General features: G+C 61.2%; 13 protein-coding genes and 1 pseudogene. 9 read left to right on the top strand and 5 right to left on the bottom strand.

What is annotated here, in order from left to right:
• Nucleotides 1–395: 395 nt before the first annotated feature.
• From ACXX83_RS11940 to ACXX83_RS11930, 3 genes are all read left to right on the top strand, one after another.
• Entirely contained in the window at nucleotides 396–1280 is an 885-nt protein-coding gene (locus tag ACXX83_RS11940) for a LysR substrate-binding domain-containing protein (RefSeq protein ID WP_458548562.1), read from the top strand.
• Between the two features lie 100 nt (nucleotides 1281–1380).
• Nucleotides 1381–2505, top strand: a complete 1125-nt coding sequence (gene aguA / locus ACXX83_RS11935) for an agmatine deiminase (RefSeq protein WP_458548561.1) — start codon at nucleotides 1381–1383, stop codon at nucleotides 2503–2505.
• Between the two features lie 2 nt (nucleotides 2506–2507).
• Nucleotides 2508–3605, top strand: a complete 1098-nt coding sequence (locus ACXX83_RS11930) for an extracellular solute-binding protein (RefSeq protein ID WP_458548560.1) — start codon at nucleotides 2508–2510, stop codon at nucleotides 3603–3605.
• A 131-nt stretch (nucleotides 3606–3736) separates the two neighbouring features.
• Here the strand turns inward: ACXX83_RS11930 and ACXX83_RS11925 are convergent, their stop codons facing one another.
• The 5 genes from ACXX83_RS11925 to ACXX83_RS11905 all read right to left on the bottom strand — a co-directional run bounded on the left by ACXX83_RS11925 (nucleotide 3737) and on the right by ACXX83_RS11905 (nucleotide 8040).
• Complete coding sequence (locus ACXX83_RS11925; RefSeq protein ID WP_458548559.1) at nucleotides 3737–4354, bottom strand: DNA-3-methyladenine glycosylase family protein; 618 nt, start codon at nucleotides 4352–4354, stop codon at nucleotides 3737–3739.
• A gap of 4 nt (nucleotides 4355–4358) precedes the next feature.
• Nucleotides 4359–5171, bottom strand: coding sequence for an isocitrate lyase/PEP mutase family protein (locus tag ACXX83_RS11920; protein WP_007976284.1), 813 nt, complete (start codon nucleotides 5169–5171; stop codon nucleotides 4359–4361).
• A 35-nt stretch (nucleotides 5172–5206) separates the two neighbouring features.
• Nucleotides 5207–6289 (bottom strand): bifunctional transcriptional activator/DNA repair enzyme AdaA, encoded by a 1083-nt coding sequence (locus ACXX83_RS11915; protein ID WP_217835392.1) that lies wholly within the window; start codon nucleotides 6287–6289, stop codon nucleotides 5207–5209.
• A 142-nt stretch (nucleotides 6290–6431) separates the two neighbouring features.
• Nucleotides 6432–7052 carry a LysE family translocator gene (locus ACXX83_RS11910; RefSeq protein ID WP_217835391.1) on the bottom strand — a complete coding sequence of 207 codons (621 nt, stop codon included), beginning with the start codon at nucleotides 7050–7052 and terminating at the stop codon, nucleotides 6432–6434.
• A 91-nt stretch (nucleotides 7053–7143) separates the two neighbouring features.
• On the bottom strand, nucleotides 7144–8040 hold the full coding sequence (locus tag ACXX83_RS11905) for a DMT family transporter (RefSeq protein WP_102700578.1): 897 nt from the start codon (nucleotides 8038–8040) through the stop codon (nucleotides 7144–7146).
• A gap of 89 nt (nucleotides 8041–8129) precedes the next feature.
• On the opposite strand from ACXX83_RS11905, the gene ACXX83_RS11900 reads away from it, so the two are divergent.
• The 6 genes and pseudogenes from ACXX83_RS11900 to ACXX83_RS11875 all read left to right on the top strand — a co-directional run.
• Nucleotides 8130–9461 (top strand): aminotransferase-like domain-containing protein, encoded by a 1332-nt coding sequence (locus tag ACXX83_RS11900; protein ID WP_458548558.1) that lies wholly within the window; start codon nucleotides 8130–8132, stop codon nucleotides 9459–9461.
• Nucleotides 9462–9547: 86 nt separating this feature from the next.
• Nucleotides 9548–10144, top strand: a complete 597-nt coding sequence (locus ACXX83_RS11895; protein WP_458548557.1) for a LysE family translocator — start codon at nucleotides 9548–9550, stop codon at nucleotides 10142–10144.
• Between the two features lie 424 nt (nucleotides 10145–10568).
• On the top strand, nucleotides 10569–12515 hold the full coding sequence (locus ACXX83_RS11890; RefSeq protein ID WP_458548556.1) for a lipase family protein: 1947 nt from the start codon (nucleotides 10569–10571) through the stop codon (nucleotides 12513–12515).
• A gap of 28 nt (nucleotides 12516–12543) precedes the next feature.
• Nucleotides 12544–13320, top strand: a complete 777-nt coding sequence (locus ACXX83_RS11885; protein ID WP_458548555.1) for a hypothetical protein — start codon at nucleotides 12544–12546, stop codon at nucleotides 13318–13320.
• Nucleotides 13317–14351, top strand: a complete 1035-nt coding sequence (locus ACXX83_RS11880) for a hypothetical protein (RefSeq protein WP_458548554.1) — start codon at nucleotides 13317–13319, stop codon at nucleotides 14349–14351. The genes ACXX83_RS11885 and ACXX83_RS11880 overlap by 4 nt, the downstream gene beginning before the upstream one ends.
• Before the next feature lie 34 nt (nucleotides 14352–14385).
• Nucleotides 14386–14547 (top strand): annotated as a pseudogene (locus ACXX83_RS11875) (LysE family translocator); the annotation flags it as partial.
• Nucleotides 14548–14672: the final 125 nt, after the last annotated feature.

The raw sequence follows: 14672 nt of genomic DNA, 5'->3' as shown, positions 1-14672 counted from the left end.
CCGCCTGAAAAAAATTGATAATTATTCTCAGTGAGCCAGGCTGAAACGCTGATGCCACTGGGCGATGGATTCTTCAGGGTAATGGACCGTCGTTGCTATTGGACAGGCACCAGAATCGCGTCGCCGGTCGCCACCAGCTTCAGTTGATCGCCGGTTTGGGTCACTTCCAAACTGGCCCAGCGGTTGAAGGCCGAGGTCGAGTTGATCAGTCCGCGTGATAGGTCATTGGATTTGAGGTGAATGGACTGTCCTATTCGCGAGCAAGCCCGCTCCCACAGGGGATTGCATTCTAAATGTGGGAGCGGGCTTGCTCGCGAAGAACGATAACGCGGTGATACTGGACGCCTGCCACAGGCCAAGTCAGCATGTCCGCCTCGAAACCGGGACACGACCTGATGCGACGACTACCTTCCCTGGCAGCCCTGCGAACCTTCGAATGCGCCGCCCGCCATGCCCATTTCGGCCGGGCGGCGGGCGAGTTGTGTGTCACCGACAGCGCGGTCAGCCACCAGATTCGCCAGCTCGAGGAGCAACTCGGTGTGCCGCTGTTCGTGCGCGAAGGCCGGCAGATTCGCCCGACCCTGGCCGCCGGGCGCCTGATGCAGAGTTTGCAGCAGGCGTTCGAACTGATTGGCGATGCCTGCGATGAACTGCGCGATCCTTCATCGCTTGCGGTGCTGCGTCTGGCGGTGACCGCCGAGCTGGCGCAAAAGTGGCTGATGAGCCGTCTCACAGATTTCTATGCGCGCTATCCGCACATCACCCTGCATCTGTACGAACAACCGATCGACGCCACGGCGCCGGGGGAAGACATCGACCTGGCGATCACCTACGGCACCGGTCCGGTGGACAGCAGCGCGTATTTCGTCCGACCGCTGCCGGCGTTGCAGTTCTTCCCGGTGTGCAGCCCCGGCCTGTTCAACCAGGGCTCGCTGAAAACCCCGAAGGACCTAGCCCGTCACTGCCTGCTGCACGACGACCAGGACGGCAAGACCTGGACTGCGTGGCTCACCAGCCACGCCGGCGACCAGCGCCCCGACCGCCAGTTGTATTTCGCCCACGCGGGGCTTGCGCTGGAGGCGGCGGCGCAAGGGCAGGGCGTGGCCATGGGCGACAACCTGACGGCCCAGGAAGATTTGCTCAGCGGTCGCCTGGTACGGCCGTTCACGTCGAGCATGACTGCCCTGGGCCAATACGCGCTGGTGTGCGAACGGGTGCGGCTGGAGCGTCCGGCCGTGGCGCAGATGCTGGAATGGTTCAACGATCAGTTGCTCGATTGATGAGTTGAATTCAAGTATTCCGAAATAATCATCGTTGGCGGGCCAGTCGCCAACGCCCTTAGCCTGTGGTCATTCCAATCCCTGCTGAAGAGGTTTGACCATGGCCCGTTTGCTCGACACCACTCCCAAACAGGACGGTTTCCGTCTGCCTGGCGAATTCGAAGCCAAGTCCGGTTGCTGGCTCGGCTGGCCGGAGCGCACCGACGTCTGGCGCAACGGTGCCAAGCCTGCGCAGAAAGTCTGGGTGCAGATCGTCACCGCCATTTCCATGAGCGAACCGGTCACCGTGTGCGCCTCGGCGGCACAGTTCGCCACCGCGCGCCGCCAGTTACCGCCGCAGGTGCGTGTGGTGGAAATGACCTGCAACGACACCTGGTTCCGCGACAGCGGCCCGTGCTTTGTGGTCAATGACCAGAGCGGCGAAGTGCGCGGTGTCGACTTCGAATTCAATGCCTACGGCGGGCTCGACGGCGGCCTGTACTACCCGTGGGACAAGGACGACCAGATCGCGGGCAAGATCCTCGAAATCGAACGCTTCGACCGCTATCGCGCCCCCTTGATTGCCGAGCTGGGCGGCATCCAGAGCGACGGCCAGGGCAGCATCCTCACCACCGAGCAATGCCTGCTCAATCGCAACCGCAACCAGCATCTGGGCAAGGACGAAGTCACCCGCCGCCTCACCGATTACCTCGGCGCCGAGCAGGTGATCTGGCTGCCGCGGGGCTGCAAGTTCGACGAAACCGATGGCCACGTCGACGACCTCGCCTGCTTCGTGCGCCCCGGTGAAGTGGTGCTGCAATGGACCGACAACCGCGACGACCCGCAGTGGGAAATCTATCAGGAGGCCTATGACATCCTGCGCAGCACCCGCGACAGTCGCGGCCGCGAGCTGGTCGTGCACAAGCTGCCGCAGCCGGATGTGCTGCAATGGACGGCCGAAGAAGCCGAAGGGCTGGACCAGCAGGACAGCACCCATACCCGCCAGGCCGGGACGAAGATCTGCGCGTCGTACATCAACTACTACGCCGGCAACAGCGCCATCGTGGTACCGCTCTTTGGTGATCGCAACGACAAGGTGGCGCTGGCGACCCTGGCCGAGCTGTTTCCGAAACACAGCATCGTCGGCATCGAAAACTCCCGGGAAATCCTCCTCGGCGGCGGCAACGTCGCGTGCATCACCATGCCGCAGTACGCCGGCACTGCTTGCAACAAAAAGGGAGTCTGACCATGGGCCTGCACAAACTGACTCAAGCAATACTGCTGGTGCTTGCACCCCTGTGTGTGCAGGCCGCCGACACCGCCAAGCCGGTGGTCAACCTGTATATCTGGGGCGAGTACCTGGCCCCGGATACCCTGAAAAACTTCGAGGAAAAAACCGGCATTCATGTGGTGGTCGACCACTTCGACTCCCTGGAAACCGTCGAGACCAAGCTGCTCACCGGCCACAGTGGCTATGACCTGGTATTGACGGCGGGGCAGCACCTGTCGCGCGCCATCGAGAGTGGCGCTGTGCAGACGGTCGACAAGCAGCAACTGCCGCATTTCGCCGGCGTCGGCGAGGAGTTCCGCCAGCACATGGCGGTGTTCGATCCAGGCAACCGCTATGCCGGGATCTACGCCTGGGGCACCACGGGCGTGGGTTATCAGGAACAGGCCGTGAAACAGCGCCTGGCCGACGCGCCGACCGACAGTTGGGCGATGCTGTTCGACCCGGCCGTGGTCTCGAAATTCGCCGATTGCGGGGTCAGCCTGCTCAACGATCCCAATGAAGTGTTCGCGGCGGTCATGAAGTACATGGGGCTGGACATCAATCGCCAGAACCTCGACGACCTGAAACTCGCCGAGCAGCAACTGGCGAAGATTCGGCCGTACATTCGCTACTTCGACAACGACCTGAACATCAGCGACCTGGCCAACGGCAACACCTGCGTGGCGATGTCGTGGAACGGCAACGTGGGCATCGCGGCGGGCCAGGCCGAGGCGGCGGGTAAACCCTATTCGCTCAAGTACCGGATTCCGAAGGAGGGCACGTTGATCTGGTTTGATGCCATGGTCATTCCCAGGGATGCGCCGCATCCGAAGGCCGCTCTTGCCTTGATGGACTACCTGATGACCCCGCAAGTGATCGCGCCGATCACCGACACCATCCATTACGCCAATGCGATCACGGCGGCCGATGGCTTGATCGACCCGGCGATCCGCAATGATCCGGGGACGTATCCACCGGCCGCGGTCAAGGCTTTGCTGTACAGCAAGAATGACAATGGCAAGGTATTCAACCGGGCGTTGATCCGGGCGTTCAGCCGGTTGAAGTCGGGGTTGTGACAGGCTCTGGTTGTGTGTTGTTGGTAAGGATGCCTTCGCGAGCAGGCTCGCTCCCACATTTAACCGAGTTCTGACATGGGAATGCGGTCGAATGTGGGAGCGAGCCTGCTCGCGAAGAACGATAACGCGGTCTACCGCCCGGGCACCCGCCACAAATACCAGGCCGCCACCGTCCGGTAAGGGCTCCACGCCGAGCCGATCTCGATCATCTGCTTGCGCGTCGGCTGCACCTCCAGCCCTTTGAGCCGTCGATAACCCTCGCGCACGCCAAAGTCATCGGCCGGCAGGATGTCCGGGCGTTCCAGGCTGTAGATCAGCAGCATCTCCACGGTCCAGCGCCCGACGCCGCGCAACGTGATCAACCGCTCGATCAGCGCTTCATCGTCCATGGCCAGCGCCGTGGCGTAATCCGGCACCACACCGTCCAGCGATGCCTGGGCGATACCCTGGATGGTCGCGATCTTGCTCGCGGAAAATCCACAGCTGCGCAATCGGTCGAAATCCGTGGCGACGATCTGTTCAGGCCGGGGAAAGGCACCCGAACCGAACAGCGCCAGCAGCCGCCCGACAATCGCATCGCCGGCCTTGGCGTGCAGTTGCTGATAGGCAATCGCCCGCACCAGCGACTCATAGGGATCACGCGCCGCATGCGGCTGGTGCAGGCACGGGCCGATGGCGTCGATGTGGCGGCGCCAGTCGTCATCGATGGCGGCCAGGAACTCACTGGCAGCCTGATAGCCCTCGGACATGGGCTCAGGCTTTCCCGGACGGTTTCAACAGGGCGTTGATTTCGCCATAGGTGAAGGCCTTCAGGTTGTGGCTATCGAACTTGCCGGTTTGCAGAAAACTTTGGGCAATGCCGGCCATGGCGCCGTAGAGGAATTCGGCGATGCCGGAACCGGCGCTCAGACGGCGCACGCCGAGCGCTTCAAGCGCTTCGGGCGACGGCAGGCCCGGGAATCCCAGCACATTCAGTGGCAGCGAGGTGCCGTGGCACAGCGCCTTGATCTCGTACTCGGCGGTAACGCCCGCCGCAAACAGGCCATTGGCACCGGCCGCCTGATACAGCGCGGCGCGCCTGAGGGTTTCGGCGACGCGGTCTTCGGCAGGCACCAGGCCGCGCAGGTAGACATCGGTGCGCGCATTGATGAACAGGTTCACGTTACGTCGATCGGCCACCTGGCGCGCGGTTTCAATCTTGCGTACCAGCAATTCCGGTGGCGAGGAACCGTCCTCGATATTGATCCCGACCGCACCGGCGGCGATCACCGCGTCAACCACCTGTGCCACCCGCTCCAGGTCATCGGAGTAACCGGCCTCGATGTCCACGGTCAGCGGCACCGAAATGACCCGGGCAATCGACTCGACGGTCGAGACCAGGCGCTCAAGGGGCAGGGTGTTGCCGTCCGGATAGCCATGCACCCAGGCCACCGCGGCGCTGCTGGTGGCCACCGCCTTGTTGCCCAGTTGCTCCACCAGTCGCGCCCCGGCGGCATCGGCGACATTGGTGAGGATCAGCAACCCCTCGTGATGCAGTTGGTGCAGTTGATTGTCGAGCCTGTCCATCGAGTGTCCTTCCTTACGAAAAGCCTGTGGGGGGATCAGAGCGTCAACTGCTCCGTGAGCTGCACCGCAGCGTTTTCCAGCCTGAGCAAAAACGCCTTGCGCGGCTGGCCTCCAGCGTAGCCGGTCAGCGAGCCGTCGGCGCCGATCACGCGGTGGCACGGCACGACAATCGATAAGCGGTTATGCCCGTTGGCCAGGCCCACCGCCCGGCTGGCACCGGGCTTGCCCAAGGTCGCCGCAATGGTGCCGTAGGTGGTGGTCTGTCCGTAGGGGATCTTCGCCAGCTCCGCCCAGACGCGGCGGGAGAACTCGCTGCCGGGCATGTGCAGGGCAACGCTGAACTCAGTCAGCGTCCCGGCGAAGTACGCCGACAATTGCGCTTCGATCTGCTGCAAATGGGTGTTGTGCCCCGGGGCCACGGCATAACCGAAACGGTTTTGCAGCGCTTCGATCGACGGGGTCAGTGAGGCCTGATCGAGAAACTCCAGCAGCACCAGCCCGCGCCGTTCGGCCATGGCGATCATCGGCCCCAGCGGCGTGGTCAGGCGGGTGAACAGCAGCGGCTCGCTGCTGGCCGCGCGGCCCGGGGTGATGTGAAACGACTTTTGAAAGGCATCGCGAAAACCGCTCAGGGACTCGTAGCCGGAATCGAAGGCGACGTCGTCGATGGAGTCGCCTTGTTTGATCCCGCCCAACGCCATGCCCAGGCGCCGGGCGCGTAGCCACGCGTGGAAGGTCATGCCGAAATGCTGCTTGAACCAGCGGCGCAGTTTCAGCGGCTCGATGCCTGCGGCCAGTAGCTGGGCGTCGGTCCAGCGCTGCTCCGGGTCGGCATCTACTGATTTGAACAGGCTCTGCACCCAGTCCGGCGCGCTGGCAGCGGTGTCCAGCGGTTTGCAGCGCAGGCAGGCGCGGTAGCCCGCCGCCAGGCATTGCTGCGCGTTGGCAAAGAACTCGACATTCTCAGGCTTCGGGCTGCGAGCGGTGCAGCCGGGGCGGCAGAAGATCCCGGTGGTCTTGACCGCCGTGAAGAACACGCCCTCGTAGGAGGTGTCTCGTTCGAGCATGGCGCGAACCATCTCGGCGCGGGGCGGGAGCAGCGTTTTTTGTAGGTTCATGGGCGCAGCATAGAGGGCGTCATGGGGGACCTCCACCGGAAAATCGACAGCGAATTCCGGACTGGAAATTGATCTCAGCCTGTGGGAGCGAGCAAGTCGGATCGCCGCACCGCCGCTCCCACATTAAGCAAGTGCAAATCCTTCAGGCGCGGCGCGCCATCAGGAGTACCGAAGCCGCCGCCGACAGCAACCCGGCGCAACAGCGGTTGAACAGGCGCTTGCCGGACGGCCTGGCGAACCAGCGGCGCATGTGCAGGCCCATGTAGGCGTAGGCGCCGATGGCGATCCATTCCAGCACCAGGAACAGCGCGCCCAACACCATGAACTGCGGCGCAATGGCCTGGGTCGAGTCGACGAATTGCGGCAGGAACGCGGTGAAGATCAGGATCGCCTTGGGGTTGCCGGCCGCCACCAGGAACTCCTGCCGCGCCAGTGCCAAGGTGCCCGCTGGCGCGCTGGTGGCGACACTCTCGACACCAGGATCGGCGCGCCACAATTGCCAGGCCAGGTAGAACAGATACGCCGCACCCAGGATCTTGATAGCGTAGAACAACAGCTCGGAGGTTTGCAGCACCACCGCCAACCCCGCCGAGGCCAGGGCGATCATCCCGGCGAACGCCAGCAACCGGCCGATGCCGGCCACGCACGCGGTGCGGTAGCCATAGCGGGTCGAATTGCTGACCGACAGCAGGTTGTTGGGGCCGGGTGCCATGTTGAGGGCGAAGCAGGCCGGCAGAAACAGGGTGAGGGTGGCGAGGTCCATGGTCGGCTCCTGAAGCAAGAGCGCTATTTTTATCACAGCCCGGCGGTGGTCAGACCCATACAGTGATGGGCGTAAACCACCGTATCAGGGTTCATTTGGCGAATTTTTTCGCCCCGGCGACGCACAGGATCACCGCGACGGTCACACCCAGCATGCCGAGGCTGACCTGTTCATGCAGCAGGGTCGCCGCCAGGGTCAACCCGAAAAACGGCTGCAGCAACTGCAATTGTCCAACGGCGGCGATGCCCCCTTGGGCCAGGCCGCGATACCAGAACACGAAACCGATCAGCATGCTGAACAGCGAGACGTACGCCAGGCTGAACCAGGCTGGCGTGCTGATGCCGCTGAACGAAGCCGGCATGCGCATCCAGCTGAGCAGCGCCACGACCGGCAGCGACAGCACCAGCGCCCAGGAAATCACCTGCCAGCCACCGAGGGTGCGCGACAGCTTCGCGCCTTCGGCATAACCCAGGCCACAGGCAAGGATCGCCAGCAGCATCAGGATGTCGCCCTGCGGGGAGGCGCTCAGCCCCTGAGACAGGGCAAAGCCGACCACCAACAGGCTGCCCAGCACCGAGAAAATCCAGAACGCCGCCCGTGGTCGCTCGCCGCCGCGCAGCACGCCAAACACCGCCGTCGCCAGGGGCAACAGGCCGACAAAGACGATGGAGTGCGCGGACGTCACGTATTGCAGCGCCAGGGCTGTCAGCAGGGGGAAGCCGATGACCACGCCAAGGGCGACTATGATCAGCGGGACCAGTTGCTGGCGCGCCGGGCGTTTTTCCTTGAATAACCCCAGCAGGCACAGCGCCAGGATCGCCGCGATGGTCGCCCGCGCGACCGTCAGGAACACCGGATCGAATTCCAGCACCGCCACCCTGGTCGCCGGCAGTGAGCCGCTGAAGATCACCACGCCGATCAGTCCGTTGATCCAGCCGCTGGTGTTGTTTTCCAGCGTCCGGTGTTGCAGGTTCGAAGTCCGTTCCATTTGGCTCACGCTCATTGTCTGATTGCACGAAACCCATCGTATGAGCGAGTATCGATACAATCAAAAAATTGTCATGGATACATCTCGACATGCCTCGATCCCGCTACAAAACGCTGGTGGATGCCTTTGCCGCCGACATTCGTTCTGGCAATTTGCCGCCGGGCACGCGCCTGCCGACGCACCGGCAACTGGCAACCGAGCACGGTCTGGCGCTGGTCACCGCCAGCCGGGTCTATGCCGAGCTGGAGGGCATGGGCCTGGTCAGTGGCGAAACCGGTCGCGGGACCTTTGTCAGGGAGACCTCGCTGCCGCCGGGGCAGGGCATTTCGCAGCACGTGGTGGCGGCGGGGATGATTGACCTCAATTTCAACTACCCGTCATTGCCCGGCCAGGCCGACCTGCTGCGCCATGCCTTGCGTCAACTGGCGCTGTCCGGAGACCTGGAGGCGCTCCTGCGTTACCAGCCCCACGCCGGGCGCCTGCATGAGCGGGCCTCGGTCGCGCGTCATCTGGCCGAGCGCGGGCTGAACGTGCCGGCCGAGCAGGTGTTGATCGTCAGTGGTGCCCAGCATGGCCTGGCGGTGACGCTGATGACGCTGCTCAAACCCGGCGATGTCATCGCCGCTGATGCGCTGACCTATCCCGGTTTCAAGACGCTGGCCGAAACCCTGCATCTGGAAGTCTTGCCCATTCCGGTCACGGATACCGGGCCTGATCTGCCGGCCCTGGCAAGACTCTGCCGCAGCCGATCGGTGCGCGCCGTTTATTCGATGCCGACCCTGCATAACCCGCTGGGCTGGGTGATGGACGCCGATCAGCGCGAGCAACTGGTGGCGATAGCGCGCCAGCACGACCTGACGATCATCGAGGACGCCGCCTATGCGTTCCTGGCCGAAAACGTACCGCCACCGCTGGCCGAACTGGCGCCGGAGAGAACGGTGTACGTGTCCGGTCTGTCGAAGAATATCGCCACCGGCTTGCGCGTCGGCTTTATCGCCGCACCGGCGCAATGGATCGCCGCCTTCGAACGCACCATCATGGCGACCACCTGGAACACCCCCGGCGTGATGACCGCCATCGCCACGGCCTGGCTCGACGATGGCACCGTCCTCCAGCTGGAAGCGCAAAAACGTGCGGACGCCCGGGCCAGGCAAGCCTTGGCCCGCGAGACGTTGGCGGGGCTCAGGACCATCAGTCACCCGAGTTCCTACTTCATCTGGTTGCCGTTGGCGGAAGACGCCCGGGCCGACCAGATCGCCATGGCGCTGATGCGCGAGCAAGTGTCGGTGTCGCCGGCCGAACCCTTTGCGACTTCAACCCATGTGCCCCACGCGATACGCCTGGCGTTGGGCTCGGTGGACATGGACTCGCTGCGCATTGCCCTGACCAAGGTAAAAAACGTCGTCGGCTATTACTCATAGCGCTGCAGGGCAGTTTTGTTCAATACGCGAGCCGCTCGGCTCATTACCTTGAGGGCCTTGTTCAACTCGATGGAAGAAGGTGTGCAATGAGTCTGATGATGTCCATGGCGGCGTTTGCGCTGGTCGCGTCCATCACCCCGGGGCCGGTCAATATTGTGGCGTTGAGTGCTGGCGCGCGGTTTGGTTTCCGGGCCAGCCAGCGTCACGTGGCCGGGGCCACGCTGGGGTTTGTCCTGCTCTTGGTGCTGATGGGGCTGGGCCTGCATGAGTTGCTGCAACAGTGGCCGGCGTTGACCCAGGGGGTGCAATGGGCCGGCGTAGCCTTTCTGTTGTACATGGCCTTCAAGCTGGCGGCCGACAATGGGCAGGTGCAAGCCAGTGAATCGCCAAAGGCCCCGTCGATGCTGTATGGCGCCATCATGCAATGGCTCAACCCCAAGGCCTGGCTGGCCTGCGTGGCCGGCATGGGCGCGTTTGTCGCCGATGGCGAGGCGCGTCTGGTCTGGCAGTTTGCCGCGATTTATCTGGTGATCTGCTATGTGTCGGTCGGTTGCTGGGCTTATGCCGGGACGTTTTTGCGCGGCTTTCTGAACAATCCCGCGGGGATGCGGTTGTTCAATCGGGTGATGGCGGCGTTGTTGGTGGTGAGTGCGGTGTATCTGGTGTTGCCTGAGATGCACTGATAGCAGACGTTTTTGATGCTCATGCCATTCGCAGAAATGCCCTACGCACTTATCAGAAACAGCTTATTTCCATCCTCGTCACCCTCGTGAAAGCTTGCGAGCGTTTGATCGAGGGTGGACCTCCAGTCTCCCCTTATCCCTCATACAGACCAAGGATGTCTGGATTTGCTCAACCCCCTGCGGCCCTTCTTCGACCCCAGCAGCGCTAGACGATACGTCCACGGTGATGACGCCGTTCTCGCCTTCAAGGGCGAAAAACGGTCAATAGCAAAACGTGTGGTTGAAAAAGACAAACATCCCTGGCTGTCGAGTAACCCAATGTAAAAGGGCTGATATGAACGACACCTTGCACCGTACGGACACGCTGAACCCTTTCAAGACCGTTACTTGCGGCCCACAAAAACGGCACTGGATCGAGTTCCAGTTGCTGGACGAGCAGGGTGAGCCCCTGGCGAACCTGCCTTGGCGCGCGGTGAATGAGGCCACTCGATGTGGCATTGCTGCCGAATATGCCGGGCAGAGCGATGCCCTGGGGGTGATCCGCATTGAGGGTTTGCACCCGTTACCCATCACCCTGCAGATGCAGGCCGATCCATTGGCGGAACAACTGCAGGGTCGGCGCCTGCGTGCCGTACGGGCCGAGCCACCGCAACCCGGTTTTGGGGATCGCACGCCACTGTATGGTCCGCAGCGCTCGGGCTTCTCGCCGATCGAGCGACAGGCGCTGGTGGAGGGTCATGGCTATCACTACCTGCGCATTGGGCAGTTGTGCGCTCAGCGTCCGACTTTTGTGCCGCCGTTGGAAGACCCTGATCAGCTCCCGGCCTTCCATTTTCCGGACCGGACATTCAGTGGCTTTACCATTGGTGACGAGCAACTGGATCGCCGGCATGTGTTGGAAGTTTGCCCGTTCCGCGCTTGGTCGCTGGTGTTGCATCACCAGGCGGAGTACAGCCTGGCTAACGCCTACAACTTGGGGTTGATGAGCATCTTGGCTTACAGCAATCAGCCCAAAAAGGAACGTGGATCTGTCGAGGAACTTTTTAAAGACCAATGTCAGGATCTGTCGCGCACACCTCGGGTCTGGGATAACGGTCAGGCGTGGCCCTGCTTGGTTACTGACGTGCCCTTCAGTGAGCGCTATATAACGATTAAACCCATCAACACAGCTCAAGCAGAGCCACCGGAAGGTGATACCCAACTGTTTTATGCCATCAGTGCCACCCAGGTGCTGGTTGGCTGGCGTGGCACCGAAACGAATGGTCTGTCCGATCTCATCACCGATGTCACCTTCCGTCCGACCGAGCCGAAGGTTGCGGCCCATTGTGAGCCCAAGGTGCCCTGTGGCGACCTGACCCCAGCAGGCAGCGTGCATATGGGCTTTCGCGATGCCTTCGAGGTAGCCACAAGGAATTATGCGAAAGATTTGGGAGAGACGATTCTGGAAAATGCGTTCGACAAGGAGTTGTTTATCTGCGGCCACAGCCTAGGCGGGGCCTTAGGTCTGATTCATGCAGCTTCGCTGAAAGAACGCAATCCGCTCCTATACACCTACGGCATGCCGCGCACCTTCACCCTCAAGGCCGTACAGTCCTTGAACGAGCTATGGCATTTCCGTCATGTCAACGACACCGACGTCGTCCCTCGCGTCCCCCCCGAGGCGGCGCTGGACAATCATCTCTATGACCTCCACGGCCCGATGGGCACATTGATGGGCCTGGGCTGGTCGGCCCGCCAGGCGTTGGTCAGTGCACTGTTCAAACACGGCGACCCCTTCAGCCATCACGGCGAAGTCGCCATGTTTTTCAGGACCGAACAACACCGGGAGGAACAGATCACGCCGTATCCCGCCTACCGCAATCCACAGGGCGCGCCCTATCGCAGCACCATCACCGTCAAGCTGCAGGAAAAGGCCAAGTTGTACCTTGTGCCCAGCCTGGGCGAGGCTGAAGAGCAGCAGGCCGAACAAGCCCAGGAACGTCTGAACGCGTCGCTGAATCCCGAAAGCCGGGCGAGGTTTTTTCCACAGTACAGCAACCCGGCGGTGGGCCGGATGCTGCGCATTGGCGACCACTTCATGTCGCAGTACCAGCCCTATATCCACAATCAGTTGCTGGAGTCGATCAATCCCGAACGCGAGCCGTTGCTGGAGCGGCAGGTGCAGCGGCGCAAGTTCGAACGGCAGATGCAGGAACACTACGGCAGCATTCCCGAGGATGAATACACCCGTAACAGCGTGTTCCTCGAGTTGCAGAAACTGATCGACCGCGCCTTGCAGGTGACGCTGCAAGCCGAGGGCGGCGGTGAGGCGTTACAGCGCTTCGATGCCATCGCCGACCCAAAGGCCTATTACGAAAAAACCTTCGGATAAGCCCGTCAATACGGCAGAGGAAAAAAGCATGCACCTGAGGATTTCTGTTGGTTTGTTCGTTGTATTTTTCAGTCTCAGTGGCTGCGGTCAGGATTACAGCCTGTCCCCGCCGGCGGACAGTGAACAGATTACCGTGACGGTCAAGGTCCCTAAGGAACTGAAAGCGGAGACCATGCAGGTCATGTATCGCTCAGCCACCTGTAAAAGTATTACCCATGGTGCCAGCGGTCAACGCGTTGAGGTGGACGGCCGTCACGGGATTGATGTGCAACTGCAACGTCAGGGGCTGAGCGACCTCTATCAAACCACGCTGGCAGTGGACGGAGGTGGTACCTGCCGGTGGCAGTTGAGCAATGTGATGTTTGGTGTCACCTACGATGATCCAACTTACTTTGGCGAGAACGTGACGTCTGGTGGGGGAGGAGGAACTTTGGTGAAGTTTGATCGCAACCGCCCGATGAGAAGTTCTGGAATACCAATAGAAATTGATGGGGATTTGACGATCAAGAAGGACTACTACCCTTGGTTAAAAGAGAACTTTATTGGGGGATACAGTAAACGTATCAGCCTTGCGGGTGAGGGCGATATCTATCTCAGTTATCAGGCATTGCAGGCTCGCCAAGTGTATTTCGAGCCCGTTCTACACACCGACTTCGTGGTCTATTCAGCCGGTCCCAAAGTGAAAAAAGAAGGTAACTACACTGCCATCACCTATCCCGATGGCAGTGTTGAATCGGATGGTCGCTGGGGACCCGATATCCGCAAATTGCAGGCTATACGCCTGGCTGCGGAGCACAAAAAATGACCTCGGTCTATACCATTGCTTTGACTGTTCTTGCGCTCAGTTTGAACGGCTGTGGTCAGGATTACAGCCTTTCCCCACCTGTAGACAGTGAACAGGTCACCGTAACGGTCAAAGTCCCCAAGGAACTGAAAGCGGAGATCATGAAGGTCATGTACCGCTCGGCCACTTGCAAACGCATCTCTCAGGGGCCGAGCGGCCAGCGTCTTGAATCGGACGGCCATCACGGATTTGATGTGCAACTGAAGCGTCAGGGGCAGAGCGATCTCTATCAAGTCAAGCTGCCGAAGGATGGCGGCGGGGCATGCCGTTGGCATTTGGCCAATGTGATCTTTGGGGTCACTTATGCCGATCCGACTCGCTTTGGCGAGAATGTGACCGCCGGGGCAGGGGGCGGTGTAGTGGTGATATTTGACTACAACAATTCACCACGAGGAGGTGCGGGGATTGAAGTCGATGGGGATTTGACGATCAAGAAGGAATACTACCCTTGGTTAAAAGAGAACTTTTTGGGCGGATACAGTAAGCGTATCAGTCTCGTGGGAGCGGGAAGTATTTATCTCAGCTATCAGGCGTTGCAGGCGCGGCAAGTGTACTTTGAGCCGATACTGCATAGCGACTTTACGGTTTACTCCACCCAACCGAAGGTTAAGAAAAAAGGTAATCACACCACCTTCACGTATCCGGACGGCAGCGTCGTGGCAGATGGCCAATCGCAGCCGGACTTTCTGAAACTACAAATGATCCGCACTGGGCGCGACCGCGATTGTTTCGATGTTTGGCGTTATGCCAACTGTCCAGGCCGCCGTCCACAGCTATTGCCCGATTGGCTTCCCGAGCCCGATCAACCTGGTTTTGGGCGCTACCTCATTGTTGACGAATGGGGCAATAAGCTGCCGTCGTATTTCTATCGGCTGGTCGGCGAGAACGGTGAGGTGTTCCAGGGATTGACCGAGCTCAACGGGCGGACAAACCCATTGCCGGAAAGCGCGCGTGCGCTGAGCAAAGCCGAGTTTCCCGAGCGGGTGTGGTGATGTTTATGCGCAAAAACTGGCAATCAAGGTACTCGCCGCGATTTATCTGGTGATCTGCTATGCATCGGTGGGTTGCTGGGCCTATGCCGGGACGTTTTTGCGCGGCTTCCTGAACAACCCGGTGGGGATGCGGTTGTTCAATCGGGTCATGGCGGCGTTGTTGGTGGTGAGTGCGGTGTATCTGGTGTTGCCGTAATGGCAGTCACTGCAGGTCTTGTGGCTAGGGAGCTTGTTGTGGCGAGGGGGCTTGTCGGAATGCCGCACCACCCCGTTCGGCGGCGAAGCCGTCGTAAAACCAGTATGCAGCCTATGTCTGAAGGA

It is taken from the genome of Pseudomonas sp. GNP012 (genome assembly GCF_054343835.1).
The sequence above is the reverse complement of the archived record's forward strand: the minus strand, read 5'-3'. Positions and strand labels throughout refer to the sequence as shown.